Source organism: Streptomyces echinatus (assembly GCF_014203595.1).
GTDB lineage: Bacteria > Actinomycetota > Actinomycetes > Streptomycetales > Streptomycetaceae > Streptomyces > Streptomyces echinatus.
Genome location: NZ_JACHJK010000020.1, coordinates 1 through 26,436 on the forward strand (window position 1 = coordinate 1; position 26,436 = coordinate 26,436).

Sequence of the window (26,436 nt, forward strand, 5' to 3'; positions counted from 1 at the left end):
AGCCCGTGGGGCTTGCTTGAGCCGGATGCCGGGATGACTGGCACGTCCGGTTCTGAGGGGGCCGGGTCACGGCGACGTGACCCGGCTACCCGACTGCGCATTTCCCGATCCCAGCTGTGCAGGAAAGAGGTCAGGGCCTTGGCCACTGAACTCTTTTCTCTCCTCCGACAGCAGGCGAGTGATCGTGTCGCCGATGTCGTCGACGGTGAAGATGACCCGGTGCGGGCCCAGAGTGTTCGGTGGCGGGCCGAGTGGTCCGGCAGTGATCGCCGCGGGCCACTTGAGCCGCGCTGAGTCGGACGACGGAGACCTGCTGCCCGAGCGGACAACGGTCTCTGTGCCGGGCACCGCCTACGAGCCTCGGTGAGCCGTGTCCCTGGGCGTGGCCGAGCAGGTGAGGGGGGCCGCTGTGCGTAGGGCTCAGGGCTTGGCCGCTGTGCGTACGGCAGCATGCACGGCCCGTGCCAGTCGGGCGCCCCACAGGGAGCGGGGCCCGGCGAACTCCTGGACCTCCTCGCCGGGACACGGGATACGCGCGGCTACGCAGACGGCGTCGGTGGGGGTGCCGGAGCAGTCGTAGCCCTCGTCGAGGAGGGCTTGCACCTTGGCTTCGGTGGCCGTGGCGACCGCGTTGACCAGCGCTGCGTCGGACAGCGCCACCGGGAGCGCGGCAATGATGTTGATCGTCCCCGGCGCTGCCGGCGAGGTCGTGCCCCTGGCCGGGGAGGCGGCCCAACCGCGCACGCCGAGTCCGACAGTGGCGACCGCTTCGGCGCCGCCATCGTGCGCGCGGCCGTGCGCCTGGACGTCGGCCGCGGTCATCAGGCCGACTCCCGCGCCGTGCGCGCCGGCGTCATGGGCGAGGGCGGCCAGGTGGCGAGCGGGGTCGGTGCGGCGGTAGCCGTGGGAGACCTGGGCGTTGAGGACCCAGGCCCGCTTCCCGATTCCGCCGCCGAGGACGGCGCTGCTGATCATCTGCCAGCCGGTACCCGCCCGCCACAGCAGGGCGTGCAGTTGCTCGCCGTCCTCGACACGGGTCACCAGCTGGAGCGGCAGCACGCCGGTCATGGTGCGCGGCGGCGGGATCACGGTCACAGGACGGGACTCCTCAAAGGGCTTGGGGGACCCGGTGATCGTACGCAAAGCCGCCACGGCCGCTACCGTGGCCGTGCCACGTGAAGGAGACCCAGCATGACGCTCCAGCGGATGGACAACGTCCTCATCGTCGTCGACGACCTTGATGCCGTCATCGCGTTCTTCGTCGAACTCGGCATGGAGCTGGAGGGTAGGGGGCCACTCGAATGGCGCGGGGCGGAGCGTGTCATCGGGCTCGACGACGTCCGGCAGGACGTCGCCATGCTGCGGGTCCCGGACGGCCACGGGAGAGTGGAGCTGGCGAAGTTCCACCGGCCGAAGGCCCTCACTCCCGAACCGGAGGACGCGTCGGCGAACACGCTCGGCCTGCGCCGCATCATGTTCGCCGTCGACGACATCGAGGATGTCGTCGCCCGCCTGCGGGACCAGGGTGCCGAACTCGTCGGCGAGATCGTCCAGTACGAGAACATCTACCGACTCTGCTACGTCCGCGGCCCCGAGGGCATCGTCGTCGGACTCGCCGAGCAGCTCAGCTGAAGGCCACCGCAGGCGGCCCGCGTCCTGATTCGTGCACGGCCCTCTGTGCGGGGGCGGCCAGAGGCATGGAGCACCGGGCGTCACGCCGGTCGTGTGGCCTCCCGAAGGCGAGGGAAGAGCGGCTCTGCCGCGGGCAGACGCCCCTCGACCGCTGTCAGCCGTTCGGTGATCCGCGTCGCGGCATCCGGGACAAAGGGAAGAAGTTCATCGGCCAGCACCAGACATGCGGTGACCAGGGTGACGAAGACGGCGTCGAGCCGCTTCGCCGCTTCCTTGTCGCCCTTCCGCTCATCCCGGGCCAGTTCCCATGGCCTGGTCAATGCATCGGTTGGCTTCCTCCACGATGTCCCAGACGGCGCGGATGGCACGCCGGAAGACGTCCAGCAGTGCCGGCCCACTGGACTCGTCAGGTGCGGAAGTGGGGACGATGCCGCCGCGAAAGCGGTGAATCATGGTCACGATGCGGTGGACGAGGTTACCCAGTCCTCCGGCGAAATCCGCGTCCGTGCCATGGCTCGCGGCCAGCGCGACCGGGTCGACGGTGGTTCCCCCCGACTTGCTGATCTTGCGGCCGTCGACGGTGACGCAGTCGTGGACCAGGATGTCGGTGGGCAGCGGGAGCCCGGCCGACAGCAGCATGGCCGGCCAGTACACGGCGTGGAAGCGCACCACTCCCTTGCCGACCAGGTGGACGCGGCGCTCGCTGGTGGTCCACCACTGGTCGTAGGCGGTGTCATCGGTGCCGAAAACGAGGCTGGTGACGTAGTTGCCGAGTGCGTCCCACCACACGTAGACGGTTCACCGGTCGAGACCAGCTGATGGAGGCGGTCGGCGTATCGGGACAGCCGGAAGAACCAGTTCTCTTCCGCGACGAGCTGAGGTTCGGTGCCGTGCTCGCCACACCGTCCGTCGGCCAGTTCGTCAGGGGTGTAGAACTGTTCTGCGGCGAACGCGTCGGCGTTGCGGTCGACGAACGACTGCACGTCGACGCCGGCCGCTTCGGCGGCCAGGACGTTCTTCAGCGAGTTGTCGTCGGTTCCGCTCAGCAGCCGGACCCGCTCGCCCCGCAGGCGATGGTGACGGGCCAAGGTGTCCGCTTGGACGAGCTTTTCGCCCCCCTCACGGCAGCCACGGCAGGGGGCGCCGAGGACAGAGCAGTTGCCGGGCTGGAGCAGGATCAGAACTACGGCGCCCACGCAGTGGGTTGGCCGGGCCGGGCACCGCGGTCCCTTAGGTGGCCGCGGAAGGAGCCGGCGCCATGAGCGCCGGCTCCCTGTTCGTACGAGGGGAAGGTCAGGCGCTGCCGTACTTCGGCAGCGTGCACTTCTTCTCGGAACCCTTCACCAGGCACACCCGGAGGGCCACGGGGGTGTCTTCCTTGAGGTTGCCCGACTCCTTGTCGCAGTACGGGGAGTCGTGGCCGCGCGTGCTGGCGATGCGGTCCGCGCTGAAGTCGTAGGGGCTGAGGGGGTTGGGGTTGATGTCGAGCTCGGCCTGGACACCCCAGCCGTCCTTGTTGCTGTCGCAGGCCATGACGGTGTCACCGGTCAGGTTGCGGTACGGGTCTGCGGTCCAGTAGCCCTCGCTGCCCGCGCCGTAGCTGACGAAGATGTCAGAGGACGCAGAAGCCTGGCCCTGTCCGCCGATCACCAGCACCGCGGCCCCCGCCACGGTCACCAGCGCCTTCTTCATCCGAGGTGTAGGAAAACCCATAGTTCCCCCCAATGTTCAGGGCAGGGCGGAATCAGACCGCCCGCCAGGTCGAATTGATGGCCCGAAAGGCGGCTCGGGCCGCCGGGGCAGCAAGACAGTACGGCACGCGATCACATTCGGACAACTGGCCAGTAACTTACGGGCGGTGAAGCCACCTCTTCACCCTTCCTCCACGCAGGTCATTTTGCATTCCCTTTTGCAACCTTCGATGAGCTGGCTCACGACCTGGGCAAACCCCGTTGGCGCAGGGGACGTTGAGAGTGGTTCAATCCCTGCGACACACACAAGATGCACACAAGGGGCGCACATCGGTGCCCGTGTCATCCCGAGGCAAGGTGCCGGAAGACAGATGAAGCGTGAGACCCCCAGCCACCTGAGTTGACGCCAGATCCTGCAGCGCGTCGGCGGTTTGGCGGCGGCTGCCGTAACCGGGTCCGTGGCCCTCGCCCAGACGGGTACGGCGTCGGCGGCCGTGGCCGCGTCGAAGCGCTTCGACCTCACCGACTCCTCCGACGAATGGTTCCGGGAGATCCTGCTCAACGAGAGGCGGATCCTTCAGTCGTTCGCGTTCGACAACACCAACAAGCACCTGTACACCGCCCAGTTGGTGCAGGGTGGCCGCATGCTGGCCGGCGAGTCACAGGCCTACACCGATGGGGAGCGATCCAAGAACGGCGATCTGTGCGTCACCCGCCTGGACTGGCAGGGCAGCATCATCGGCCGGATGTACCTGAAGGGCTTCGGGCACGGCGTGTCCATCGGCGTGGAGCCCTCCGGCAGCAGCGCCTATCTGTGGAGTGAGAGCGACTCCGTGCCCGACAGCCAGAACAACGGCTACGGCACGAAGATCGCCCGCTTCAAGTTCGCCAACGGCACCGTCATCCGGCCCGACTCGCCCCAGGTCACCCGCTACACCCCGGTAGCCGACTCCGACCACAACAGCGTGGCCATCGACCCCGTCACCAACCGGATCGTCCACCGCTACCGCGCCAACGGCAGCACCTGGAAGTTCAGCCTGTACGACCTGGCCTCGTTCAAGGCCGGCACCTTCACTCCGCTGGCCACCATCACCCAGCCCTCGGTGCTCACCGGCCCGACCTTCCAGGGCTACACGTCCATGGGCCAGTACCTGTACACCCTCGACGGCGACGCCTACAGCTACGACGAGAACGGTGTGCAGACCAGCACCAGCAACACCTATGTCACCTCCATCGACTGGAACGGCACGGTCTACGAGCGGCGGCTGAGCAATGCCGGCAAGAGCCTCTTCTACCGCGAGCCCGAGGGGCTGGCCATCCAGATCCCCGACACCAGCCACCCCACCGCGGCCCGCCTCCACCTGGGCTTCGGATCCGAGGAATCCCTCAGCCTGACCGACAAGAAGGCCAGCTTCTACTACAAGGACCTCCTCGTCTGACCGGCCGGGCGAGTCGGGACGGACCACACGGTGCCACGCGTCCGGCTGGACGTTCCTCCTGTGACCGGATCGGTCCGTACCCGGACTCGATGAGGCCTGTCGCCGCTCCGGCCCCGTCGGTCAGGCTTCGGGGCATGACCCGAGCACTGATCGTCATCGATGTCCAGGAATCCTTCCGCGCCCGCCCGCTGTGGGAGACCATCTCCAACCCGAAGATCGCCGACCAGGTGGACCGACTGGTCCGGCTCGCCCGCGGGGCCGGGGACCTGGTGGTGTGGGTGCTGCATGCCGAGCCCGGCAGCGGCGATGTCTTCGACCCCGCCCTCGGCCATGTCCGGCTGATGGACGAGCTGCGGCGCGAGGACGGGGAACCGCTGATCCACAAGACGTCGCACAACGCCTTCACCACCACCAACCTGCAGCAGCTCCTCACCGAGCGCGGCATCCGCGAGCTCACTGTCTGCGGCATCCGAACCGAGCAGTGCGTCGAGACCACCACCCGTGTCGCGAGCGACCTCGGCTACCTGGTCACCTTCGTCGTCGACGCCACCGCGACCAACCCCATCCCGCACCGTGACGCTCCCGCCGGCCAAAGCGTCGCCGAACTCCTGTCGGACCCCCGCACACTGGGCGCCGACGAGATCATCAGGCGCACCGAGTACGCCCTGGCCGGACGCTTCGCCACCATCACCACCGTCGGACAACTGGAGGACTCGGCCGGTCCTCGGGCATGATGACCGGATCGTGAGCCACATCGTCTTCCTCCTGGTGCCCGGAGTCCATCTGCTGGACCTGGCGGGCCCCGCGCAGGCCTTCTCCACGGCCGCCGACTTCGGGCACCCCTACACACTGGGCTACGTCGCCGAGCAGGCGCTGCTCCCCACCGCTCAGGGCCTGCCCCTGGTGGCCCGGCTCGACTGGCCCGAGCTCGGCCCCGAGGACCTGATCGTGGTGCCCGGCTGGCGGGCGCGCACCCTGGCCGGGAGTCCCGCCATCGGCGCGGCCTTCCTGCGGTCGCTCCGGGACCACCACGACAGGGGCGGGACCGTCGCGAGCGTCTGTGCCGGAGCCGAGGCGCTCGGCCGTGCCGGCCTGCTCGACGGCCGCCGCTGCACCACTCACCACGATGTGCAGGACGAGCTCGCACGCCGCTACCCCAGGGCGACGGTCGTTCGCGATGTCCTGTACACCGCCGACGACCGGGTGGTCACCTCGGCCGGTATCGCCAGCGGCATCGACCTGGCCCTGCATCTGATCGCCACCCGGCACGGGCCCGCGGTCGCCGCCCAGGTGGCCCGCGACATGGTCGTCTACGCGCGGCGCAACGGCCATGAACCGCAGGCCAGCGCGATGCTCCGGTACCGGTCCCACCTCGACGACACCGTGCACCACGCCCAGGACCTGCTCGACGCCCGTTTCGACCAGCCGTTGCCCCTGTCCGCACTGGCCGCGGCCGTGGGGGTGAGCGACCGTACCCTCACCCGCCTCTTCACCCGCGCCACGGGCCTCACCCCACTGCGCTACCAGCAAACTCTCCGTCTCGAACGCGCCGAGCACCTCATCAGTCACGGCACCACGGTCGATGCCGCCGCCGGCGCGGTCGGCTTCGCGGACGCCCGTATGCTGCGCCGCCTGCGAGCACGCGAGCACTGAGCAGGAGCGGCGCACGCCAGGACGGTGCCCGGGCCGGCGGCACAGCCGAGCAGTGGGATCTTCCCCCGGCGGCCGGGGGCCGGCCGCTGTGGCTTGAGCGCCCCGGTCGTCCCGGCGTGGTCGACCGGAGCGGTCGCCGGAGAGGCCGCGGCGCCCCGGCGTCCGGTCAGCTGGTCGCGAGGAGCTGGAGCGTGTCGATCACGCGGTTCGAGAAGCCCCACTCGTTGTCGTACCAGGCGACCACCTTGACGTGGCGGCCGTCGACGCGGGTGAGGGCCGAGTCGAAGATGGAAGAGGCGGGGTTGCCCGTGATGTCGGACGACACGAGCGGGTCGTCCGAGTACTCCAGGACGCCGGCGAGCGGCCCCTCCGCCGCGGCGCGGTACGCCGCCAGCACGTCGTCGCGCGTCACGTCGCGGGCGACGACGGTGTTGAGTTCGACGATCGAGCCCACCGGCACCGGTACGCGGATCGAGTCGCCCGACAGCTTGCCGTCGAGGTTCGGCAGCACCAGGCCGATCGCCTTGGCGGCACCGGTCGTGGTCGGCACGATGTTGACGCCGGCGGCCCGGGCGCGACGGGCGTCGCGGTGCGGACCGTCCTGCAGGTTCTGCTCCTGCGTGTAGGCGTGCACCGTCGTCATGAACCCGTGCTCGATGCCGGCGAGTTCGTCGAGGACGGCGGCCAGCGGCGCGAGCGCGTTGGTGGTGCAGGAGGCGTTCGAGACGATCGTGTGCACGGCCGGGTCGTAGGCATCGGTGTTGACGCCGAACGCGAGCGTGACGTCGGCGCCGTCCGACGGCGCGCTGACGAGCACCTTCTTCGCGCCCGCGTCGAGGTGGGCGCGGGCAGCCTTGGCCGAGGTGAAGCGGCCGGTGGCTTCCAGGACGATGTCGACGCCGAGTTCGGCCCACGGCAGCTGCGCCGGTTCACGCTCGGCCAGCACCCTGATCCGACGGCCGTCGACCACGAGGACGTCCCCGTCGACGGTCACCGGGCGCCCGAGCCGGCCCGCCGTGCTGTCGTAGGCGAGCAGCCGGGCGAGCGTGGCGGGCTCCGTCAGATCGTTGACGGCGACGATCTCGAGGTCGCTGTCGCGCTCGAGCAGTGCGCGCAGCACATTGCGTCCGATGCGGCCGAATCCGTTGATGGCGATGCGAGTCATGAGTGAGGTCCCTTCCCTTCGCCACCAGGCTCGCGCGCGGCTCGCGCCACGGACAGTGGCGGGATCGCCATGGTTCAAAAGGATCCCGCCAAGTGCTACTCGCCCCGGGTGAAAGTGCGCCGGTACTCGCTCGGTGTGGTGCCGAGGATGCGCTGGAAGTGCAGGCGCAGGTTCGCGCCGGTGCCGAGGCCCACGTCGGCGGCGATCTGTTCGACGCTGCGCTGCGAGCGTTCGAGCAGTTCGCGGGCCAGGTCGATGCGCGCGCGCATCACCCACTGCATCGGCGTGTAGCCGGTCTCCTCGACGAAGCGCCGGGAGAAGGTGCGCGGCGAGACCCCGGCCTGCCGCGCCAGTGTGTCGAGGGTGAGGGGCTCGCCGAGCCGGTGCAGCGCCCACTCGCGTGTGGTGCCGAAGCGCTCGCCGTGCGGCTCGGGGACGCTGTGCGGCACGTACTGGGCCTGGCCGCCGCTGCGGTAGGGGGCCGCGACCAGGCGCCGGGCCGCGTGGTTGGACGCGGCCACCCCGAGGTCGCCGCGCAGGATGTGGAGGCACAGGTCGATGCCGGAGGCGGCGCCGGCCGAGGTGAGCACGCTGCCCTCGTCGACGAACAGCACGTTCTCGTCGACCTGGATGAGCGGGTGTCTGGTCACGAGTGCCCGCGTGTAGTGCCAGTGCGTCGTGGCGCGTCTGCCGTCGAGCAGGCCCGTGGCGGCGAGCGCGAAGGCGCCCGTCGAGATGGCGGCGAGCCGGGCGCCCCGTGCGTGGGCGGCGATCAGTGCGTCGAGGACGGTCTGCGGCGGGTCGTCGCGGTCCGGGAAGCGGTAGCCGGGGACGAAGACGAGGTCGGCCCATGCGAGTGCGTCGAGACCGTGGGCGACGTAGTACGACAGGCCGTCGCCACCGGTCACGAGACCGGGTGTCGCCCCGCACACCCTCACCTCGTACGGCATGCTCGCGCGGGTCGTGAAGACCTGCGCGGGAATTCCGACGTCGAGCGGCTTCGCGCCTTCGAGCACGAGGACGGCGACGCGATGCAGGCGAGTGGCTGGCACAAGACGAGGTTACGTGGGGCGTGACTCCGATACGCCCGCTGTGTGGACCGGGCGAGGAGGCCGCACGCGCGGCGTGGCTCTCGCGATGGCCTGACGCCCCGTTCCGCAACGCGTTCTGCGGCGGGGAACACACCCGACAAAGGCGGTGCGGAAACTGTCGGGTGATCGGGACCGGTGCCGCTGCACGCTGGGGGCATGGATGAAACGACCTGGTGTCCCTCTTCCTCCGCGACGGCTTCGTGAAGTTGGAAGGGGCCGTGGCGCCGCGGACTGCGCGCGGCTGCTGTGGCGGGAGACGGGCTGCGACCCGGACGATCCGGCGACGTGGACGCGGCCCGTGCACTGGGTGGCCGGTATGGCCGAGGGGCCGTTCGCCGCCGCACCCAACTCCCGGCCGGGCGTTGCTGATGCTGTTTCCTGTTCAGCGAGGTCGGCCAGGAGGAACGCCCCGAGCCGGATCCGGGTCGGTTCACACCTAGACGTGCCGAAGGTGCTGGAGAAGTACCGGGGGGGACGGGGCGAGCGGGCTGACCCTCGCCCCCGATCTGGTGGCGGCGTCCGACCACGAACTGGAGCGGGCCGACGGCGCGTACTCACCCGTGGAGATCGCGATCCGTCGGGGCCCGGGAGAGGACACGCGGTCACCGGCCTGCGCCGAGAAGCGCTCGGTCGTCACTGCGAGAGGTCATGACCGGCCGGACGGGCCCCGGGCTGACCCTGTGGCACGGCCTGAAGGTGCTGGGCGGCCTCGGCGGCGGTGTAGGAGGAGGCGAAGGTGAACGCGCGGGGGGACGGCCCGTTGGCCCGCAGGTCCGCCAGCCGTTCCAGGGCCTCGTCGACGGTCGGGAGGTGACCCGCGGGGACCCACCAGAGCACCAGGTGTGCCTCGACGTGCCGTTCGAACCATTCGCGGCGCCGCCGCATCACCTCCAGGTGCCCGCTGCGGTACGTGAAGTCCCACAGCGCCTCCGACGTCTCCCACACCGTCAGGTTGACGATGACGTTCTCGCCCGCCGGCCGCAGGGCGGTGGCGTCGCCCGTGCCTTCCTCCACGAGACGCCACACGAAGCCGGGCGTGCCGTCGGCGGCGGTGTTGACCGGGTCGAGCATCTCGACGAACGGCGCTGTGCGCGGGTCGTCGAGGGGGTGCAGCAGCGTGGCGACGTTGAGTTGGGCGAGGTGGGCGTCATGCACGGATGCGGTCATGGCCACATCTCAGCACCCGGCCACTTTCTATGTCAATCAATATTGTTTTTAGAGCTCTCGACCACCACACAGCACTCCCCCGGCCGGGCGTCCATCCGGGCGCGGACGGCACCGTCCGCGCCGAACAGCCCTTCCAGGAGCGCGAGGTTCATGCCGCAGACGAGCGGCGGGAAGCGTTCGGCGACGGCATGGAAGGGGCAGTTGCGCATACGCACGACGGCCGCGGCCTCTCCGGTCGTCGCCTCGGCGCCCTCGGCGCCCTCGGCGTCCTGAACACCCGCGGCGCGTTCCAGGTGTGGTTCGTAGCCGCGGGCGGCCAGCATCGCCATGGCGTCTTCGAGGCCGCCGCAGGGCGCCGCCGAGCCACGCAGGGCCTCGCCCCGACGATGTGCGGCCGCGCAGAGCCCGGCGTCGAGCCCGGCCTGCTCCGCGGCCTCGGCGAGCAGTTCGGCGGCGGTGCGGTAGTCGCGGGCGGGCAACGACACCGCCCGTTCACCCCGCGCCCGTGTGTACACCTTGGCGGGACGGCCCGCACCCGGCCCCGAGCGACCCGTCAGGCGGCGACTGCCGCTCTCCAGCAGCCCGACCTCGGTCAGCCTGTCCAGGTGGTGCGCGGCGAGTGTACGCGCCACCCCGGCCCCCTCGGCAGCCTCGTTGCGGCCGACTTCACGGCCCTGTGCCACCACGTACTCGTACAGACGGCGCCGGACCGGATCCTGCAACGCCGCGATCGCCTCGATGTCCTCCATCCGGCCATTCTAGGAACAACGCAGGTTCGCGATAGAAGGACGAGACGCGGCCTCGCCTGACGGTACTCGCCTTCGGGTCCGTCCCTTCGGTGCCTGGTACGAGAAGGGGGAACCCGCAGGAGGGCGGGTGAGGGTACGGGGCAGAATCGGAGTCGCCGGGAGCGCTTCGATCCGCAACGCCGTCGTCGTGACCGCTTCCGCCCGCAATGAGTTCCACGGCGCCCGTGCCACCAGCGAGTTCGGAGTTCCGGCAGTGCTTTTCGACGTCACCCGCAGCGAACTCGCCGACATCTTCGGCGAGGACCGGCTCGCGACCATCCCCGCGACCGCCTTCCCGTCCTCCACCGCGGACACCGAGGGCGCCCGCCTCCTCCAGACCGTCGGCGTCCCCGATGGGACGCTGCTGCTGCGTCAGCCCGACGGGGACGACGGCTCCCTGCCCCGCGTCCAGGACGTCGTCCACATCGAGGACTTCGAGGACGCCGCCGAAGGCGCGGGGGACTGGCCCGTCATCGGCTGGCTGCTCAACGCGCACCTCGCCCTCGACCCCGGTAGCGGCAAGGTGCACGCCTTCGACGCCGACGGGGAGACCGTGCAGGAACTCCACACGGACGTCTCATCCCTGGTCCAGGTCACCCTCCGGTTCCAGCGCCTGCTCGAGGAGTTCACCTTCGGCGACGACGGCGACGAGGAAGCCGGCTTCGAACGCCTGGAGCGCGAGGTGGAGCGTATCCGGGAGGCGACGAGCAGCATGGATCCGCTCCCCTTCCAGGACGACGAGACCGCCTGGTCGGTGGTCGGCGAGGAGATCGCCGCGGGCCAGCGCTTCAAGGGCGACAGCCCGGGAGCCCGCTCGCTCTACGGGTGAGCGGGCCGGCCGAACCGCGCGGTGCACGCGGTGCGCAGGGGGTGTGAGGCGAGGGGGTGTGAGGCGCGCGAACGCGTCCGGAAGGCCTTCCCCTGCCGCGGCCCAGGGGGCGGGCCGGCCTGGGCGGCCATGCCCGGCAGCGGCCGGCAGCGGGGGCGAACATCCGCTACCGGCCCGGGGCCGGCGCGTTCCGCTCGGGTTCGCCGGTGCTCCAGTCCCAGCCGGTGATGGTGGTGCGCATCAGCCGGGCGGCGGCCGACAGGTGGCCGCCGGCACCCCAGCACAGGGTTACCGTGCGACGGCAGTCGGGGCTGTCGACGGGGATCCAGGCGACGGGGACGGCCGCGGCCTTGCGCCGGGCGAAGGAAGGGACGAGACCGATGCCGAGCCCGGCGCTGATCAGGTCCGCGATAGCGCTGTGCTCGTCGCTTTCGCAGACGATTTTCGGGGTGAGACCTCGCGCGGCGAAGAGCCGGTCGAGCAGCCGGCGCAGCCAGTGCCCCTCGCGGGCGGTGATGAGGGGCTGGTCGGCGAGTTCGCGGATGCTCACGGACGTACGGCTCGCGAGCGGATGGTCAAGTGGCATGCCCACTCCGACCGCCTCGTCGAACAGGTGCGCTGTCGTCAGGCCCTCGCCGTGGACCGGCTGCGAAGCGACGCACAGGTCGACTTGCCGGGCCCGCAGGAGGCGGGCCATGTCCTCGGCCGGCGACCAGTGGAGTTCGAGCTCGACGCCGGGATGGGCGCGCTTGAAGGCGGCCAGCGGGCCGGTGAGGGTGAGGAAGGTCTCCGACGCCAGTCTCACGGTGCCAAGGCCCTCGGCCGTGGCCTCGGCGACGGCGCGTTGTCCGGCCTGGAGCTCCCCGAGGGCTCGTTCGACGTGATCACGGAAGAGCCTGCCCGCGTCGTTCAGCCGAAGTCGGCTGCTCCGGTCGAACAGGGGCGCGCCGAGTTCGTTCTCCAGGCGGGCGATGGTCCGGCTCAGCGACGGCTGTGCGACGTGCAGTTCGTCGGCCGCTCGGCTGAGGTGCTCCAGTCGCGCCACGACCAGGAACTGCCTGAGCGAGTTCAGCTCCATCATGCCTCCACGAACATGACTCCATAGCGATATTGATCTTAGACAGCATGACGTTCTGGTCATAGCGTCGAGGTGTTCGCACAGGGAGATCACAGTCAGGAGGATCCGCCATGGCCACCGACAGTCCGGGATCTGCTGCCGGGCAGCGCAAGGTCCGGGGAAACAGCACCACCCGAGCGACACTCAAGAGGCTCCTCGCCGTATCGCTGGTCGCCGCCGTGGCCGGCGTGGGCGCCGTCGGCAGCGCGGATGCCGACACCGCGGAGCGAGGGCACGTCGAGGTCCTCGAACTCAGCATCCACAACGATCAGTACGCGGCCAACGATCTCGGCCCGGCAGGACCGAGCCTGGGCGACATGGACGTCTACTCGGGCACCGCGATGAAGGACGGCCGCAGGGCCGGGCGTGGGGGCGGGTCGTGCCAGGTCGTCCACATCGACGGCGAAGAACGGACGACGCAGTGCCTGATCACCATAGAACTCGAGCGTGGTTCGCTGACGATGCAGTCGCTCTGGGCGAGCGGAACGGACGTGCTCGACATGGCCATCACCGGCGGTACCGGCATCTACGGCGACGCGCGGGGCACTGCCCGCTACTGGGACATCGCGACGCCGAACGAGCGGATGCGGGCCGAGATCCTGCACTGACGGGTGACGTGAACCCGAATCCTGGTGTCAGGGCGCCCGGCGTCAGTCGGCGCCCGTCAGACGGCGGCGAGCAGCCGGTTGCCGACCGGGCGGAAACCGACCCCGTCAGGGGCGGGTAGGGGCCGCCGGTGCGGGTGGGGTGGGGGCCGTTGGCGCGGGTGGGAGTGGACCGTCGGCGCGGGCGCGGGTGGGTGCGGGCCTTTTCCAGGCTCGCGCCGTCGTCATTTCGGTGGCGCTGGTCAGGGTGGGGGCGCGGTGGGTGATCCGGGGGCCGCCCGCGGAGGGGTGCGTGTCTCGCCGAGGACGGCGGCGATCGCGGCGAGGAGTTCGATCACGGGGCCGTCCTCGCGGATCGCGGCACGCGACCGGGTCTCGCCCGTGCACCCGGCGGCCAGTTCCCGGTGGCGGCGGGTGTGGAGGTCGTCGAGGTAGAGGGACATCTCGTCCAGGTCGTCGGTGAGGGCGTCGAGGTGGCGGGCCGTCTGTCCGGCGTGCCTGCCGGACAGGGCCGCTGTCGCGTGGCCGGTGTAGGAAGCGAGCGCGGGGATGCGAGCCGTGCGCGGGGTGACGTGCGTGGTCAGGGCGGCGGTCAGCACGACGAGTCTGTCCAGCGTCCACAGGAGCCGGGCTGCGTCGTCGAGCGCGGTCGGGTCGTGGCCGGGTTCGCGGTGCGCGTTCTGGCATGTGGTGTGGGCCTGGGCGAGTGCCTTCTCCGCGGCGCCGCGCGTCGTTGCCGCGTCCGGCCGGCGGGTGGGGCGGCCCAGGGAGCCGAGGACGGTGTCCAGGTAGGCGGCGGTGGCCGTGGCCGCGTGGGCGGTGTGCGCGGCAAGGCGTGGGTGTTCCCAACTGGGCCACAGCAAGCGGCTGCCGAGCAGGGCCGCACTCGTTCCCAGGAGGGTCATGGCGATCCGCACGGCCGCGTCCAGCCAGTCCCCGGGGTGGGACACATCGCCGATCAGCAGCACCAACGGGGTGCCGAAGACGACCCAGAAGGCGTAGTTGACCGGCCGCAGCGTGAATCCCGCGCTGATCAGCACGAACAGGATCAGACACAGAGCGGCCGGCTCGTGCACCACGGCGATCAGCACCGCGGCGCACCCACCGCCGACGACGTTGCCGATCACCCGTTGGGCTACACGTTCGCGGGTGACGGCGTACTGGGGACGCAGCACCCGCAGTACGGCCAGGGTCGCCCACTCCCCGTGCGACAGCGCGGCCGCCTGGGTCAGGAGGAACACCACACCGGCGACCGTGGTGGTGCGCAAGGCGTGCCGCGAGGTGCTCGCGGGAAGGGCCGGCGCACCGCGCATCCAGCGGAGGCCACGCAAGCGGGCCGACCGGCGGAACGCCGACGCGGCGGCGGGGACGGAGGCGGGCGTGACGGTGTGAGCGGGGGCCTGTGTGGAGGGTGGCGCGGCCGGTGTGGACGGTGGCGCGGCCTCCGTGGTGGGCGGCACGGCGGAGGGTGCGGAGGCCTCCGCGGCGGGCGGCGCTGCGGGTGTGACGGGGAGTGCGGTGGCCCGGGTGGTGGGCGGTGCGGCCTCCACGGTGGGCGGGCGGTGGGGGGTGGGGGAAGCCGGGTCGTCGCCAGGGCGAGCAGGGCGCGGGCGTCCTGTTGGGCGGCGGTGATGGCGGTGGTGATACGGATCAGCAGGTGGCGCTGCCGGCCGGCGCGGGCCGAGTCGGCGTACGGCAGGGCGCCGGCGGCGACCTGGGCACGCATGCGGTCGCAAGCGGCCTCGAGCGCGGCCAGAGCGGCCCGGGTGCTCTGCGCGGTCTGGGCCGTGTCCGGGTCGTTCTCCGCACCCGTCGAGGGGCGACGGGTAAGGGTGTCCACCAGGCGCTGGAGTTGCTGCTCTGCGCCACGGATGACCGCGGTGCAAGGCATGCGGACGGCGGCGGGGGGCGGACCGGTCGCGGCCAGCGCGACCGTCAGGTCTGCCAGAGCGGCGGCACGGCCCACGAGCGGGTCGGCCAGATCCGCGAGGCGCTCACTGCCACGCGGGCCGCGAAGTTCGCGCGCCGCCCCCTCCGCCCTGCGCAGCGCGGCAGCGGGATGCGGGCGGGCCGTATCCGCCGGAAACACAGCCGACGGACAGGCGGCAAGACTGCCCAAGGACCGGCCGATGAGACGGTAGGGCTGAGCGAGCGGGCCGAGCACGTCCCGCATCCGGGCGGGCGGCGTCAGTACCGCGGTCGCCGCCGCGTACCACAGGCCTCCGAGCAGGACCAGCACACTCGCTCCGGACATGGGCGCCCCGGTGGCGGCGCTGCCCGCGGCGACGAGCAGCGCGGTGGCCGGCATCGTACCCAGCCGCTCCAGCACCGGATGTATGCGCGAGCCCGCCGCGGCGAGGAAGACCAGCACGGCGAGCAGAACCAGCGTGACGGGGAACCACGCGGCGGTGGCCGCACCCGCGGCGAACACGGCACCGTCCACGACGGCAGCGACCAGCAGACCCCAGGTACGCGGCCGGCGGGCACCGCCCTTGTTGGTGAACGCCGCCAGATACGCTCCCATCGCCGCCCACGCCCCTGCCGCCGCGTCCCCCGCAGCGACCCCGGCCAGCAGCAGCACACCGATCGCGACCCCATTGGCCAGCCCCGCCACCACAGCCGGCCGGCTGCCCGACACAGGGGCGAACAACGCCGGCAACCCCGCCCCGCGCCCACGCCCGAACCGCCCGGTCACACGCCCTCAAGGCGGCCCCTACCCACCGCCCGCCCCTTCACCACGGCCCACCGCCGGGGGTCCCGTCCCCGGGGCCTCAATGACCCGACCTCCCGCCGCGCGGACGGAATCCCGGTTCCCATACCGTCATCGTCCCGCACACCGGCCGAACAGGCCGACCTCGCCGGAACCGATTTCACCGGGTGACTCCGCCAGGACCGGATTACTCCGCAGGCACCGCCACTCGGCCTCTCCCTCCCCCGTGCCACCTACGTCGTAATCCCCCACGCACTCCCCCGGTCGGCCGATCAGCCCGGCCCGGGGGTCGTGTCCAGACTGTGAGCAGGTCCACCGGCGGACTCCTCTCCGCCCCTCCCCCCACGGCACGGAACACAGGGATCACCATCATGACCACTCAGTACGCTCCCGCCCCCGGCCGAGACGGCTTCAGGATTCAGCAGATAGCCGACCGTTTCGAGGTCTACAGCCCCCGTGGTGAGTTCCTCGGGGAGTACCTGGTGCGGGCCGCGGCAGAGAACCGGGTAGCCCTCCTCGTCGAGCATGCCCGGCAGAGCAGCCGAACCGTCCGCTGAGCGAGCCCCGCGTCCCTGCCTGAAGAATCCGTGGATCACCGGGATCACCGGGGGGGCGCTCCGACGCACGGAGAACGACGTATCGGTCATCGTGCATCACAGGACGCACCCCGCCTAGCTTCCTGATCAGCCCTGGTGCGGCCCCTAGCAGCCAGGCAAGCCGTCGCCGAGCGGCTTCCGGGCATCCTGCCCTGCCACCTCACCGAAGCACAGCCCGGTTTCCCCCTCGCCCTGTCGGGCCAACGTGCGTGATGACGTGGGCTGTTCTAGCGTCAGAGACAGGAGGGGCCGCCCTGCCGAGCCGATGAACGCCCAGGGCCTTGGCCCTCGGTGGTGCACCGGCCGCCTCTACAGCCCGGCGCGCGAATCCCGCGACAACCCACCCCCGCAGAGCAGGTGCTTTCCATGCGCATGCCAGCCTGTATCCCCGCTGTCCTCACCGGTGTCACCCTCGCGATCGGCGGCATCGGCCTTACCGCCCCCGTAGCCCAAGCAGACATCCCCGCCTGCACGAACATGGTTCAGCAGACGGGTGTGTCCGTATCCGACGCCGTCACGGCCGCGTGCACCAGAGGTGTCCACAATGACCTCCAGGCCTGCGTGAGCGCCCTGACCACAGCCGGCGTTCCGGGCGGCGCCGCCACCGGTGCCTGCCGCATGGCGGCCAACCCCCCGTGACCAGCCTCAGCTCGACCGAAATGCTGGTCAGCCACGCCTGAAGCGTGACAAAGCCGGTACCCCGCACAGGCTGCCCTGTGCGGGGTACCGGCTCTCCTTCGCCCCTTAGCCCTGGGTACCGCCCTGGGTGTTCCCGCTCCCGCCACCCTGAGTGCCGCCCTGGGTGTTCCCGCTCCCGCCACCCTGGGTACCGCCCTGGGTGTTCCCGCTCCCGCCACCCTGAGTACCGCCCTGGGTGTTCCCACTCCCGCCACCCTGAGTGCCACCCTGGGTGTTCCCACTCCCGCCACCCTGAGTACCGCCCTGGGTGTTCCCACTCCCGCCACCCTGAGTGCCACCCTGGGTGTTCCCACTCCCGCCACCCTGAGTGCCACCCTGGGTGTTCCCACTCCCGCCACCCTGGGTACCGCCCTGGGTGTTCCCGCCCTTCACCGGGTTCTTCGACCAGTTGCTGTTCTTGTACTGTCGTGCCGCGAGTTGCTGTGCTCTGAGCTGTCGTACCTGCCGGAACCGCTGCGGTGCGAGCTGTCGTACCGCGAGCCGTGCTGGTGGTGGCTGGTGTAATGCGTCGCCCCGTGGTGGTGCACCATCGGCGCCGCCTCGGCACTGGCCACACCGAAGCCTCCGGCGGCCAGAGCAGCGATGCAGGAAATACCAGCGATACGGGCGGCGTGACGTCGGGCGTTGAACATGAGAAACCTCGTGATTTTCCGAGCTTCAGGGGAATTGCAGTTCCGGTTGAACGAACCTGCGTAATTCATTTCAGCCTCCGCGCCAGCCCCCGGGTGTCCCCCAGCCGGGGGACCAGCTGGTGGACACTCCCCCTCACCTTCCCGACCGAGGCACAAGACCGACCGGCCCCCCGGAAGACCGACGGGGGCCGAGAGGGCCCGGCTCCCATCCCCGATGCCGTCACCTTGCCGGCGCCCGGATACGGGCACCTGCACGCACGCCCCGTCATCCGTTCGGACCGCCCGGCACGGCACACGAGTGCCTGCGCGTGCGGGCACACAAGAGCACGCGAACGCTGGAACTCGCGAACTTCGGGACGAACGGCGAGGGCGATGATCGTAACGGTGGTGTCGATGCCAGAGGTGATTGTCACCCGGACGGATGCCGCGGAAGCACGCACCCGGCTGGACAGAGACCCCTTCGTACTCGTCGACATCGAACTGCCCGAGGAAACGCCCGCAGAAGCACCAGAGCAGCCACAGCCACCAGCACATGGGCAGGCCCAGCAGCAAGGAGAGCCGGAAGCGGAGTCACTCGCCGAGCAGCTCGGCCTGGACGCCGAGAGACTGGACTGGTTCGGCAGGGCAGGTGAGCCCGCGCGGGCCGAATACCGCAAAGAAGGCACAGGCCTCGTCGTACCCGTGGTCCACGAGGAACAGATCATCCACATCCACGCAGTGGTCACCGAACGCTTCCTGGTCACCGCACACAGAGGCCAGGCCGACCTGGCCAGGACCATCACCGACGCGCTGCAGCACGAACGGCCCCCTGACCCCGTGGCCGTGCTCTTCCTCCTGCTCGGAGAGGCTCTGGGCACCTTCCGCCAAGCCGCCGTACAGGCTCTGCTGGAGACCGAGGAACTCGAAGACGAAATGTTTGAGCAACGCAATCCCGCACAGGTTTTCCGCCTGGCCCAGCTACGACGTCATTCCGCCCTCCTGCATCATTCCCTGCGCCCCTTCCTCGAAGTCACCGACCAGATCCTCACCCGGCGGATGACAAGCCCCAACTTCCCCGAAGAACGACAGCGCTATGCCAGAGAATTCCAGACCAGCGGGCGACTGGTGCTGGCAGACATCGAGTCCCTTCAGGAAGCCACTCGCCGCGCCTTCGCCAGTTACTCCTCACTTGTCGCCGACGAACAGAACGGCGTGATCAACCGCCTGGCCATCGTCTCGGTTGTCTTCCTCCCCCTGTCATTCCTCACCGGCTTTTTCGGCATGAACTTCACCTTCCTCACCGACAGACTGGAAAGCAGGGACGAATTCTGGCTGCTCGCCGTAGGTCTGCAGGTACTGGTACTTTTCGTCTCCCTCTACATGCTCCATCGCACCCGAATCTGGCGCAGACTCCGCGAAAACGACTAGCAAGACGGCTGGTTCTTCCTGTTCAGCCGCTTACCAGCCGCCTTGGCCACTGCCGGCGCCTAAAATGGTCATTCCGACCAGCGCAGCCACCTCGGCGGCCATCACCCCGGCGATGCCCGGCACACACGCCCGCTCGCACACCCCTGGCCCTCGCGAACTTCGGCAGACCGCAGCGGACCCTGGCGGACCCGTTTTCCCCACGCAGCCACGGCCGGGAAGAGGACGACATGACACCTCCGGACGCGTTTCCACCCGCCGATGCCCCCGCGCCCACCCCGGGGAACGCCCCCGACATGCCGGCGTTGCACCTGCAGCGGTCCTTCAAGTGGCAGGCCCTGCTCCGCCTCGCCATCGTCCTCGCGTGCGTCACCGACCTCGCGGTGTTCCCGCCCGACGAACAGCTCCCCCTCTCCATCGCACTGGCCGCCGCCTACACCCTGTGGACCCTGGCAACCCTGTACACGGCCTTCACCGCACACCGCCCACTACCCAGCTGGGTCTACCCACTGACCGACCTGACCCTGCTCACCGCGCTGATGGCAGTCTCCGGGAACTTCTCCGACCCGAACTGGAGCTCACCGCTGTCAGCCGACATCTTCCTTTTCATCCCCGTTCTCGCCTCCTTCCAGATGCGCCCGGCCCTCACAGCCGCCTCGGGAATCCTCGCCGCCGCCAGCTACGCCCTGGGGACGGGCATCGGCCACCTTGCACAGCCCTACTGGCACTACACCATCATCCACACTCTTTTCATCCTGGTCGTCTGTGCAGGCTGCGTTCTTCTTTCCGACGTCCAGCAACACCGCGTGCAATCCATACGCGAACTCGCCGAACACCGCCTCCGTCTCCTCGACCGCATCATGGCGGCAGAAGAAACAGAACAGCGAAAGATCGCCGAAACCCTCCACGACGGAGCCCTGCAAAACGTCCTCGCCGCCCGTCATTTCATCGACGAAGCCGCCACCAACCCCGAGACAACCGACACCGCCCTCGACCGAGCCGACGAAGCCCTCACCGAAGCCAGCAGACAACTCCGCTCCTCGGTCCACACCCTCCACCCGGAGGTCCTCGTCACCGGAGGACTGGTGCCCGCCCTCACCCACCTCACCCGGCAGGCATCCGAACGAGGAAAGTTTCATATGGAAATCCACACCACCATCACCACCGCCGGCACCGCCGACCGGCCCCTTTTCTGGCTCGCCCGAGAACTCCTCGAGAACGTCGTCAAACACGCCCACGCGAGAAACGTCACCCTGACCCTCACCGAAAATGATCACGACCCCGCAAGCGTGCGACTGACCATCACCGACGACGGCATCGGAATAACGCAGGACGCCCTTACCAAAAGCCTTTCCCAAGGGCACATCGGCATCGCTTCCCACCGCGCACGTATCGAAAGCATCGGCGGCACCCTCACCATAAGGAACAATGCCACCGGCGGCACGACCACCGAAGCCGTCATACCCCGTACATAAGCGGGCCGGCGATGCACGATCGGCCACTCCGGCGGCACCTTGCCCTGCCCAGTCGCCGGTCCCCGACCCGCCGTCACGCCCCACGCCCCGCACACGGCAGGAAAAGCTCACCTACGCTGAAGCCAGAGCCAGCCAAAGCCGCCGACGACCACACACAGCAGCACTCCGCAGACGAAAGGCCGGACTGCCGTGGCAACGCCGAACCCCCGCATCACCGTGGTCATCGCCGACGACCACCCCCTCTTCCGGGAAGGCATCTCACGCGCACTGCAACTCAGCGGAACCATCGACGTCATCGCCGAGGCGGAAAACGGCCGCGACGCCCTCGACATCATCCGCAGGGAACAGCCTGACATCGCCATTCTCGATCTCCGCATGCCCGAACTCGACGGCATCGCCGTTCTCCACGCCGTCACCAGAGATGACATCCCCACTCGCGTCCTCCTCCTCTCCGCCTTCACCGACAGCACCTCCGTCTACCACGCCATCGAAGAGGGAGCCGCCGGCTACCTCACCAAGGACAGCAAACGCACCGACATCATCGATGCGGTCCGAGCCATCCACCACGGCCAGACCATCGTCCCACCCGAACTCACCACCAGCCTGGCCAAGGAGATCCGCACCAGGCGCGCCCAGAACGCCCCCACCCTCACCCAACGCGAACAACAAGTTCTCAGTGCGATGGCCCGCGGCCTCACCACCCCCCAAATTGCCCAGGAACTCTTCCTCGGGGCCAGCACCGTCAAGACCCACACCCAACACCTCTACGAAAAGCTCAACGTCAACGACCGTGCCCAGGCCGTCGCCGAAGCAATGCGACGCGGACTGCTCGAATAAGTAGCTTTGATTTCAGGACATAAATCCCGGCGATCCCAGCAAACGCAGAGCATCGGGGGAACCCCGCATGGGCAAGACCGCACTGATCATCATCGACATGATCAATACCTACGATCATCCGGACGCCGAGCTGCTGCTTCCGTCAGCGCGGAGGGTCGTGCCGGTACTGACAGATCTGCTGCGGCGTGCGCGGCGCCACGGGGCCCCCGTGATCTACGTCAACGACAACTTCGGCCAGTGGCGCTCACATCATGGCGAGCTACTGGACCATGCCCTGAGCAGTCCCCATGCGGCCCTCGTCGAGCCGCTGCGACCCGACCCCGACTCCCTTTTCGTGCTCAAGGCCCGGCACTCCATCTTCTACGAGACGCCCCTGAGGTATCTGCTGCACCAGGAGGGAATCGGGCAGCTGGTGCTCTGCGGACAGGTGACCGAGCAGTGCGTCCTCTACTCCGCCCTCGACGCCCACATCCGCCACCTCGAGGTGATCATCCCCCGGGACGCAGTGGCACACATCCACGAAGACCTCGCGGATGCGGCACTGCGTATGACGGAGAGGAACATGGGCGCACGCGTGTGCACGAGCCAGGAACTCTGGACGTGACTCGGGCACCTGGTGTTCACCGGTGACGGTGCGAGGCGCCGGTGCCCGGTGATCCGCAGGGTCAGGCGCCGGTCAGCGCTGCTGGTGCGCCGTCCGTCTCCCGGAGGGAGGCCGACAGCGCGCGGGCCTCATGCTCGGTCATCCGGGAGGTGTCGTACGGAACGGCGTTGACCCAACGCTGCGTCAACCCGGCGATCCGCTCGCCGTACCGCCGCGCGGTGATCCGGTCACCGCGCGAGCCGGCGTGCTCCGGCCCCTGATCGGCGTGGCTCTGGCTCATCAGCCCCAGCCACGAGCCCAGCCGGTTCACATCGTCCCGGGAGCCGCCGCTCCAGTTGTTGCCCGGCATGTCGCCCACACCGATCCACTGCATGCCCATCTGCGCGCCGAAGACCGCCAACTGCTCCAGAACCGCCAGCTTGTCGCCGCTCTGCGAGGCGGACATCGTGAACCCGCCGGCCAGCTTGTCCTTCCACGCCTGCGTCGTGAACGGCGTGAACGCCGCTTCCATGAAGGCCTTGAACACGGCCGACACGCTGCCCATCAGTGTCGGGCAGCCGAAGACGATCGCGTCGGAGCGTTCGAGCAGCGCCAGCACCTCGGCGTCGTGCCAGCGGCCCGCGGTGACGTCCTCGGCCCGGATCTCGGCGAGGTGCACCCGGGCGCCCGGCACCAGCCGCGCCCCATCGGCGAGGTGTTCGGCCAGAATCCGGGTGTGCCCGTGCACCGAGTGGTAGACCACGGTCACTGTGATCATCGGTGCCTCGTGCTCACGGTCAACGTCATTGACTGTCATGTGCTCTTCTCTGCTTACGGTCGTAGGAAGGCCCTGCTCGCCCCTCCATCACAACCTGCGCACGGCACGGCATCAACGCCGGACTCCGGCGCGCAGCGATCGGTCACGCCGATCGATCGGGTTAGCCTGGGCGGCGTGGACAGGATGGAACTGGAAGCATTCGTCACGGTCGCGGAAGAGCTCCACTTCGGCCGCGCCGCCGCCCGACTGCACCGGGGGCAGCCCACCGTCAGCGACGCCATCAGGCGGCTGGAAAGCAGCCTGGGCGGGCGGCTGTTCCACCGCACCAGCCGCCGGGTGTCACTGACCGGCCTCGGTGAAGCGCTGCTGCCCGACGCCCGCGCCACCCTCGCCCAGCTGCGCCGCTTCCAGCAGCGCGGGCGATCCCTGGCCGCCGGTGAGCAGGCCCGCACCACCCTCGTCGTCGCCCACGCCGAATACACCGGCCAGCAGTTGCTGTTGCGTTGCCTGCCTCAACTGCGCGACCTCTTCCCCGACATGACGATCGTGCCGGAGAGCATGCCGACCACAGCCCAGCTCACCGCCTTGCGGGCGGAGACCATCGGGCTCGGCATCGGCTGGGCGACCGGGGACGTCACCGGCGTACGCGCGCGGGTGCTCTCCACCGAGAGGTTCATGGCGCTCGTGCCCGCGGCCCACCCCCTCGCCGGTCACGCCGAGTTGAGCGCGTCCGAACTGTCCACCAGCGACCTGCTGACCTGGCCCCACCAGATCAACAGCGGCCTCTGCGACCGCCTCCTCGCCGCCTTCCACATCGGCGGAGCCGACCTGCGCATCATCAGAACCGCCGACAGTGTGAACGCCATCGCCGCTCATGTCGCCGCGGGAACGGGCATCGGCATCGCCGTCGAGTCCGCACTCGACCACCAGCCTCCTGGCCTGCGAATCATCCCCCTCACCGGCCCCTCGACCAGCGTCGACCAGGTCGTCCTCACCCCCGCCGAGCCGTCGGACGCCGCCACTGCACTGCGCGACCTGCTGCTGCACGCCTCGGCAGGGCCGTCCTCTTTCGGTTCACCGTCGCCGGCCGAGGAGACCCTGCCGATCCGCCGATGAGTGTCCGGCACCGGCTGATCGTAGGCGGCATGGAGTGAGGAGGCACGCGCTCAGCCACCCGTCCCCCCGACCACCCGCGAAAAACTCCGATGAATGGCAAGCACATTCATGAGAGTGTCGGTCTTCGCGTGACAGGAGAGGCGGAGATGGCGACGTTCATTCTGGTTCCCGGTGGCTGGCATGGCGGTTGGCACTACTCGGGCTTGGCCGACAGGCTCAGGGCCGCGGGACACCGGGCTCTGCCCGTCACGCTCACCGGCCTCGGGGACCGCGCGCATCTCAGTGGTCCGGCGGTGAACCTGGAGACCCACATAGAGGACGTGCTTGCCGTACTGGCGTCCGAGCAGGTCTCCGATGCCGTCCTCGTCGGGCACAGCTACGCGGGCATGGTGATCACCGGCGTCGCCGACCGCGCCGCTCCCGGCCTCGTCCGCCGCCTCGTGTACAGCGATGCCTACGTCCCCGAGAACGGCCAGTCCTGCTGGGAGCTCACCACGGAGGCGTTCCGGCAGATCTTCCTCAGCGGCGCCGCCGCCGACGGTTTCTCGGTTCAGCCCCCACCCGGCCTGGACCCTCGCACGACAGCACACCCCCTTGCGTCCTTCCTCCAGCGTCTGCGCCTCACCGGTGACGGGCTGGGGCGGATCGCGACGCGCGACTACGTCTACTTGTCCGGTTGGACCGGCACTCCGTTCACCGAGCTCCACGAGCGTCTCGCCAAGGATCCCGAGTGGCGCACACACGTCCTGGACTGCAGCCACAACGTCGTCCGCGACGCCCTGGACGACTTCCAGCGGATCCTCCTGCTCGACGAGTGAGCCTCGTCCGGGTGCCCCCGGCTCATCGGCGAACCGTATCCAGCCGTAGCCTGGGATCATGACTGACGCCGCCCCTGCCACCCCGCGCGAAGCCTTCGATCTGCTCCTGGCGGGCAACCACCGCTTCGCCGACGGCACACCCCGACACCCGAACCAGGACGCCGCCCGCCGCGCCGGCCTGGCCTCCGCCCAGCGTCCGTTCGCCGTGCTGTTCGGATGCTCCGACTCCCGGCTCGCCGCCGAGATCATCTTCGACCAGGGGCTGGGAGACCTGTTCGTCGTGCGTACCGCGGGGCACGTGGCGGGGCCGGAGGTGCTGGGCAGCATCGAGTACGGAGTGAGCGTGCTGGGCTGTCCGCTGGTCGTGGTCCTCGGCCACGACTCCTGCGGTGCTGTCGCGGCGACCCGTTCCGCCGTGCAGGACGGTACGACCGCCCCCGGGTACCTCCGCGACGTGATAGAGCGGGTGACGCCCAGCGTGCTGGCCACTCAGGCCGCGGGGCTGAGTCAGGACGACGACTTCATCGCCACGCATGTCCGGCACACCGTCGACTTCATCTCGGAGCGCTCCCGGGTACTGGCGGACCAGGTCGCCTCCGGACGTACGGCAGTCGTGGGCCTGTCCTATCGTCTGACCGAGGGCAGCGCTCGGGTGGTCGCTTCCCGGGGTCTGGATCTGCCCTCTGAGCAGGGCCTCCGCTCCGACGCCACGCCGGCCCCGAACAGCTGATGGGTCAGTCGCACCCGTCTGAAGAGCACCCGCCCCCGTCCACCGCGGCCGACCTGACCGTCGATGGCACAGGCCTGCTCTGCGTCACCCTCCTGCTCCGCCTGCGCAAGCGGATCGACGGTGCGCCGCCGGGCACTCTCGTCCACGTCATGGCCACAGACCCCGCCGCCCCGCTCGACCTCCCCGCCTGGTGCCACATGACCGGCCACACCTACCTCGGTCCCGTCCCCGGCGAGCAGCCGGTCTACGCCCTCCGCCTCGCCGCCGGCGCCCGCTCCACCCGCTCCGACGCGCCGTGGCATCCGGTGGACGAGCACAGTGAGATCTACGCCGGGCATGGTGAGTAATCGAACAAACCAGTGGGAGAGGGCGGTGGTCCTCTGCGATTCTGCTCCCATGTCCGCACGAGATCGAAAACTGCCCCGGCACCGTGCCTGGCCCCTGACCACCACCGACATCACCGAGTGCCTGGGCCCTTACATGAGCCGTGTCACGGACCTGCGGTTCCTCACGGGGCATGACAGCGGATCCATCGCCCTGGGAGCGGCATGGGTCGCCCCGAACGCCCGTAACTACGGTCGCGGCATCCATCCGGACACGGTCGGCTTCCGCATAGACGTTCACCCGGTCGATGCCAGTGAGCGTGCTACCACCCGCGCTGTTCTACGAGCGCATGCTCTCCCTCAACTCCACGAGTGGATCACGGAGGCGATCACGGCTGACGAAACCTGGCGATTGACCGGGCACCAGCGCTACTGGCGGCTCACCGAGGGCCGCCTCATCCACCACGACGAAGCGTGACACCGCGTTCGGACGGTACGCACGCCCCACATCAGCGGGATCACCCGCGCGGGCACAGCGACCGGATCGGATGTAAGAGA

At 69.7% G+C, this 26,436-nt stretch carries 27 protein-coding genes and 1 pseudogene; 16 read left to right on the top strand and 12 right to left on the bottom strand.

From position 1 onward, the window contains the following. Nucleotides 1–420: 420 nt before the first annotated feature. On the bottom strand, nucleotides 421–1,068 hold the full coding sequence (locus tag FHS34_RS36840) for an adenosylcobinamide amidohydrolase (protein ID WP_184974003.1): 648 nt from the start codon (nucleotides 1,066–1,068) through the stop codon (nucleotides 421–423). A 123-nt stretch (nucleotides 1,069–1,191) separates the two neighbouring features. Here FHS34_RS36840 and FHS34_RS36845 point away from each other — a divergent pair, with 123 nt between their 5' ends. Further along, entirely contained in the window at nucleotides 1,192–1,632 is a 441-nt protein-coding gene (locus FHS34_RS36845) for a VOC family protein (protein WP_184973848.1), read from the top strand. An 80-nt stretch (nucleotides 1,633–1,712) separates the two neighbouring features. On the opposite strand, the gene FHS34_RS42955 is transcribed toward FHS34_RS36845, so the two are convergent. The 4 genes and pseudogenes from FHS34_RS42955 to FHS34_RS36855 form a co-directional block, all read right to left on the bottom strand. Then, nucleotides 1,713–1,952, bottom strand: coding sequence for a hypothetical protein (locus tag FHS34_RS42955; RefSeq protein ID WP_225817782.1), 240 nt, complete (start codon nucleotides 1,950–1,952; stop codon nucleotides 1,713–1,715). After that, a complete protein-coding gene (locus FHS34_RS42960; protein ID WP_225817781.1) occupies nucleotides 1,921–2,421 on the bottom strand; it encodes a class I tRNA ligase family protein in 501 nt (166 codons plus the stop codon). The genes FHS34_RS42955 and FHS34_RS42960 overlap by 32 nt, the downstream gene beginning before the upstream one ends. 167 nt (nucleotides 2,422–2,588) lie before the next feature. Next, nucleotides 2,589–2,828: pseudogene (locus FHS34_RS43585) on the bottom strand (class I tRNA ligase family protein); the annotation flags it as partial. Between the two features lie 97 nt (nucleotides 2,829–2,925). After that, nucleotides 2,926–3,324: a hypothetical protein gene (locus FHS34_RS36855; protein ID WP_221509964.1), complete on the bottom strand. Its 399-nt coding sequence runs from the start codon at nucleotides 3,322–3,324 to the stop codon at nucleotides 2,926–2,928. 457 nt (nucleotides 3,325–3,781) lie between these two features. On the opposite strand from FHS34_RS36855, the gene FHS34_RS42035 reads away from it, so the two are divergent. The 3 genes from FHS34_RS42035 to FHS34_RS36870 all read left to right on the top strand — a co-directional run bounded on the left by FHS34_RS42035 (nucleotide 3,782) and on the right by FHS34_RS36870 (nucleotide 6,415). Next, entirely contained in the window at nucleotides 3,782–4,762 is a 981-nt protein-coding gene (locus FHS34_RS42035) for a phage baseplate protein (RefSeq protein ID WP_225817780.1), read from the top strand. 134 nt (nucleotides 4,763–4,896) lie between these two features. Continuing rightward, complete coding sequence (locus FHS34_RS36865; protein WP_184973852.1) at nucleotides 4,897–5,496, top strand: cysteine hydrolase family protein; 600 nt, start codon at nucleotides 4,897–4,899, stop codon at nucleotides 5,494–5,496. Between the two features lie 10 nt (nucleotides 5,497–5,506). Further along, entirely contained in the window at nucleotides 5,507–6,415 is a 909-nt protein-coding gene (locus FHS34_RS36870) for a GlxA family transcriptional regulator (RefSeq protein ID WP_184973854.1), read from the top strand. Between the two features lie 166 nt (nucleotides 6,416–6,581). On the opposite strand, the gene gap is transcribed toward FHS34_RS36870, so the two are convergent. The 4 genes from gap to FHS34_RS36890 form a co-directional block, all read right to left on the bottom strand. Then, complete coding sequence (gene gap / locus FHS34_RS36875; protein ID WP_184973857.1) at nucleotides 6,582–7,580, bottom strand: type I glyceraldehyde-3-phosphate dehydrogenase; 999 nt, start codon at nucleotides 7,578–7,580, stop codon at nucleotides 6,582–6,584. 95 nt (nucleotides 7,581–7,675) lie between these two features. Further along, the gene (locus FHS34_RS36880) at nucleotides 7,676–8,632 is read right to left on the bottom strand and encodes a GlxA family transcriptional regulator (RefSeq protein ID WP_184973859.1); all 957 of its coding nucleotides are present in this window, start codon (nucleotides 8,630–8,632) and stop codon (nucleotides 7,676–7,678) included. Nucleotides 8,633–9,304: 672 nt separating this feature from the next. Further along, a complete protein-coding gene (locus FHS34_RS36885; protein WP_184973861.1) occupies nucleotides 9,305–9,838 on the bottom strand; it encodes a DUF3291 domain-containing protein in 534 nt (177 codons plus the stop codon). A 32-nt stretch (nucleotides 9,839–9,870) separates the two neighbouring features. Then, a complete protein-coding gene (locus tag FHS34_RS36890) occupies nucleotides 9,871–10,587 on the bottom strand; it encodes a helix-turn-helix transcriptional regulator (RefSeq protein WP_184973863.1) in 717 nt (238 codons plus the stop codon). Nucleotides 10,588–10,840: 253 nt separating this feature from the next. Here FHS34_RS36890 and FHS34_RS36895 point away from each other — a divergent pair, with 253 nt between their 5' ends. Further along, nucleotides 10,841–11,455 (top strand): SUKH-4 family immunity protein, encoded by a 615-nt coding sequence (locus tag FHS34_RS36895; protein ID WP_184974007.1) that lies wholly within the window; start codon nucleotides 10,841–10,843, stop codon nucleotides 11,453–11,455. 166 nt (nucleotides 11,456–11,621) lie between these two features. On the opposite strand, the gene FHS34_RS36900 is transcribed toward FHS34_RS36895, so the two are convergent. Then, nucleotides 11,622–12,536 (bottom strand): LysR substrate-binding domain-containing protein, encoded by a 915-nt coding sequence (locus FHS34_RS36900; protein WP_225817779.1) that lies wholly within the window; start codon nucleotides 12,534–12,536, stop codon nucleotides 11,622–11,624. Nucleotides 12,537–12,643: 107 nt separating this feature from the next. Between FHS34_RS36900 and FHS34_RS36905 the strand changes: the two genes are divergently transcribed. Continuing rightward, nucleotides 12,644–13,180, top strand: a complete 537-nt coding sequence (locus FHS34_RS36905; protein WP_184973865.1) for an allene oxide cyclase barrel-like domain-containing protein — start codon at nucleotides 12,644–12,646, stop codon at nucleotides 13,178–13,180. Between the two features lie 239 nt (nucleotides 13,181–13,419). Here the strand turns inward: FHS34_RS36905 and FHS34_RS36910 are convergent, their stop codons facing one another. Continuing rightward, nucleotides 13,420–14,490 (bottom strand): FUSC family protein, encoded by a 1,071-nt coding sequence (locus FHS34_RS36910; protein WP_184973867.1) that lies wholly within the window; start codon nucleotides 14,488–14,490, stop codon nucleotides 13,420–13,422. A gap of 1,768 nt (nucleotides 14,491–16,258) precedes the next feature. Between FHS34_RS36910 and FHS34_RS36915 the strand changes: the two genes are divergently transcribed. The 5 genes from FHS34_RS36915 to FHS34_RS36935 all read left to right on the top strand — a co-directional run bounded on the left by FHS34_RS36915 (nucleotide 16,259) and on the right by FHS34_RS36935 (nucleotide 22,134). Continuing rightward, entirely contained in the window at nucleotides 16,259–16,444 is a 186-nt protein-coding gene (locus FHS34_RS36915; protein ID WP_184973869.1) for a hypothetical protein, read from the top strand. A 1,742-nt stretch (nucleotides 16,445–18,186) separates the two neighbouring features. Next, on the top strand, nucleotides 18,187–19,221 hold the full coding sequence (locus tag FHS34_RS36920; protein ID WP_225817778.1) for a magnesium transporter CorA family protein: 1,035 nt from the start codon (nucleotides 18,187–18,189) through the stop codon (nucleotides 19,219–19,221). A 227-nt stretch (nucleotides 19,222–19,448) separates the two neighbouring features. Continuing rightward, on the top strand, nucleotides 19,449–20,693 hold the full coding sequence (locus tag FHS34_RS36925; RefSeq protein ID WP_184973871.1) for a sensor histidine kinase: 1,245 nt from the start codon (nucleotides 19,449–19,451) through the stop codon (nucleotides 20,691–20,693). A 189-nt stretch (nucleotides 20,694–20,882) separates the two neighbouring features. Beyond that, on the top strand, nucleotides 20,883–21,530 hold the full coding sequence (locus tag FHS34_RS43905) for a response regulator transcription factor (RefSeq protein ID WP_184973873.1): 648 nt from the start codon (nucleotides 20,883–20,885) through the stop codon (nucleotides 21,528–21,530). 67 nt (nucleotides 21,531–21,597) lie between these two features. Beyond that, nucleotides 21,598–22,134 carry a cysteine hydrolase family protein gene (locus tag FHS34_RS36935; RefSeq protein ID WP_184973875.1) on the top strand — a complete coding sequence of 179 codons (537 nt, stop codon included), beginning with the start codon at nucleotides 21,598–21,600 and terminating at the stop codon, nucleotides 22,132–22,134. A 61-nt stretch (nucleotides 22,135–22,195) separates the two neighbouring features. Here the strand turns inward: FHS34_RS36935 and FHS34_RS36940 are convergent, their stop codons facing one another. After that, nucleotides 22,196–22,930 carry a flavodoxin family protein gene (locus tag FHS34_RS36940; protein WP_225817777.1) on the bottom strand — a complete coding sequence of 245 codons (735 nt, stop codon included), beginning with the start codon at nucleotides 22,928–22,930 and terminating at the stop codon, nucleotides 22,196–22,198. A gap of 144 nt (nucleotides 22,931–23,074) precedes the next feature. Between FHS34_RS36940 and FHS34_RS36945 the strand changes: the two genes are divergently transcribed. From FHS34_RS36945 to FHS34_RS36965, 5 genes are all read left to right on the top strand, one after another. Further along, nucleotides 23,075–24,007, top strand: a complete 933-nt coding sequence (locus tag FHS34_RS36945; RefSeq protein WP_225817786.1) for a LysR family transcriptional regulator — start codon at nucleotides 23,075–23,077, stop codon at nucleotides 24,005–24,007. 146 nt (nucleotides 24,008–24,153) lie between these two features. Then, nucleotides 24,154–24,825: an alpha/beta fold hydrolase gene (locus FHS34_RS36950; protein WP_184973879.1), complete on the top strand. Its 672-nt coding sequence runs from the start codon at nucleotides 24,154–24,156 to the stop codon at nucleotides 24,823–24,825. 58 nt (nucleotides 24,826–24,883) lie between these two features. Further along, entirely contained in the window at nucleotides 24,884–25,555 is a 672-nt protein-coding gene (locus tag FHS34_RS36955) for a carbonic anhydrase (protein ID WP_184973881.1), read from the top strand. After that, on the top strand, nucleotides 25,555–25,902 hold the full coding sequence (locus tag FHS34_RS36960) for a sulfurtransferase TusA family protein (RefSeq protein WP_184973884.1): 348 nt from the start codon (nucleotides 25,555–25,557) through the stop codon (nucleotides 25,900–25,902). Before FHS34_RS36955 ends, FHS34_RS36960 begins: the two co-directional genes overlap by 1 nt. 49 nt (nucleotides 25,903–25,951) lie before the next feature. Continuing rightward, complete coding sequence (locus FHS34_RS36965) at nucleotides 25,952–26,356, top strand: hypothetical protein (RefSeq protein ID WP_184973886.1); 405 nt, start codon at nucleotides 25,952–25,954, stop codon at nucleotides 26,354–26,356. The last annotated feature ends 80 nt before the right edge of the window (nucleotides 26,357–26,436 follow it).

Excerpts from the sequence above, each read along its gene's own strand:
- FHS34_RS36840 (WP_184974003.1), bottom strand. The coding sequence starts at position 1,068 with ATGACCGGCGTGCTGCCGCTCCAGCTGGTGACCCGTGTCGAGGACGGC.
- FHS34_RS36845 (WP_184973848.1), top strand. The coding sequence starts at position 1,192 with ATGACGCTCCAGCGGATGGACAACGTCCTCATCGTCGTCGACGACCTT.
- FHS34_RS36855 (WP_221509964.1), bottom strand. The coding sequence starts at position 3,324 with ATGAAGAAGGCGCTGGTGACCGTGGCGGGGGCCGCGGTGCTGGTGATC.
- FHS34_RS36865 (WP_184973852.1), top strand. The coding sequence starts at position 4,897 with ATGACCCGAGCACTGATCGTCATCGATGTCCAGGAATCCTTCCGCGCC.
- gap (WP_184973857.1), bottom strand. The coding sequence starts at position 7,580 with ATGACTCGCATCGCCATCAACGGATTCGGCCGCATCGGACGCAATGTG.
- FHS34_RS36885 (WP_184973861.1), bottom strand. The coding sequence starts at position 9,838 with ATGACCGCATCCGTGCATGACGCCCACCTCGCCCAACTCAACGTCGCC.
- FHS34_RS36890 (WP_184973863.1), bottom strand. The coding sequence starts at position 10,587 with ATGGAGGACATCGAGGCGATCGCGGCGTTGCAGGATCCGGTCCGGCGC.
- FHS34_RS36900 (WP_225817779.1), bottom strand. The coding sequence starts at position 12,536 with ATGATGGAGCTGAACTCGCTCAGGCAGTTCCTGGTCGTGGCGCGACTG.
- FHS34_RS36905 (WP_184973865.1), top strand. The coding sequence starts at position 12,644 with ATGGCCACCGACAGTCCGGGATCTGCTGCCGGGCAGCGCAAGGTCCGG.
- FHS34_RS36910 (WP_184973867.1), bottom strand. The coding sequence starts at position 14,490 with ATGCGCGGTGCGCCGGCCCTTCCCGCGAGCACCTCGCGGCACGCCTTG.
- FHS34_RS36915 (WP_184973869.1), top strand. The coding sequence starts at position 16,259 with ATGACCACTCAGTACGCTCCCGCCCCCGGCCGAGACGGCTTCAGGATT.
- FHS34_RS36920 (WP_225817778.1), top strand. The coding sequence starts at position 18,187 with ATGATCGTAACGGTGGTGTCGATGCCAGAGGTGATTGTCACCCGGACG.
- FHS34_RS36925 (WP_184973871.1), top strand. The coding sequence starts at position 19,449 with ATGACACCTCCGGACGCGTTTCCACCCGCCGATGCCCCCGCGCCCACC.
- FHS34_RS36935 (WP_184973875.1), top strand. The coding sequence starts at position 21,598 with ATGGGCAAGACCGCACTGATCATCATCGACATGATCAATACCTACGAT.
- FHS34_RS36940 (WP_225817777.1), bottom strand. The coding sequence starts at position 22,930 with ATGACAGTCAATGACGTTGACCGTGAGCACGAGGCACCGATGATCACA.
- FHS34_RS36945 (WP_225817786.1), top strand. The coding sequence starts at position 23,075 with ATGGAACTGGAAGCATTCGTCACGGTCGCGGAAGAGCTCCACTTCGGC.
- FHS34_RS36950 (WP_184973879.1), top strand. The coding sequence starts at position 24,154 with ATGGCGACGTTCATTCTGGTTCCCGGTGGCTGGCATGGCGGTTGGCAC.
- FHS34_RS36955 (WP_184973881.1), top strand. The coding sequence starts at position 24,884 with ATGACTGACGCCGCCCCTGCCACCCCGCGCGAAGCCTTCGATCTGCTC.
- FHS34_RS36960 (WP_184973884.1), top strand. The coding sequence starts at position 25,555 with ATGGGTCAGTCGCACCCGTCTGAAGAGCACCCGCCCCCGTCCACCGCG.
- FHS34_RS36965 (WP_184973886.1), top strand. The coding sequence starts at position 25,952 with ATGTCCGCACGAGATCGAAAACTGCCCCGGCACCGTGCCTGGCCCCTG.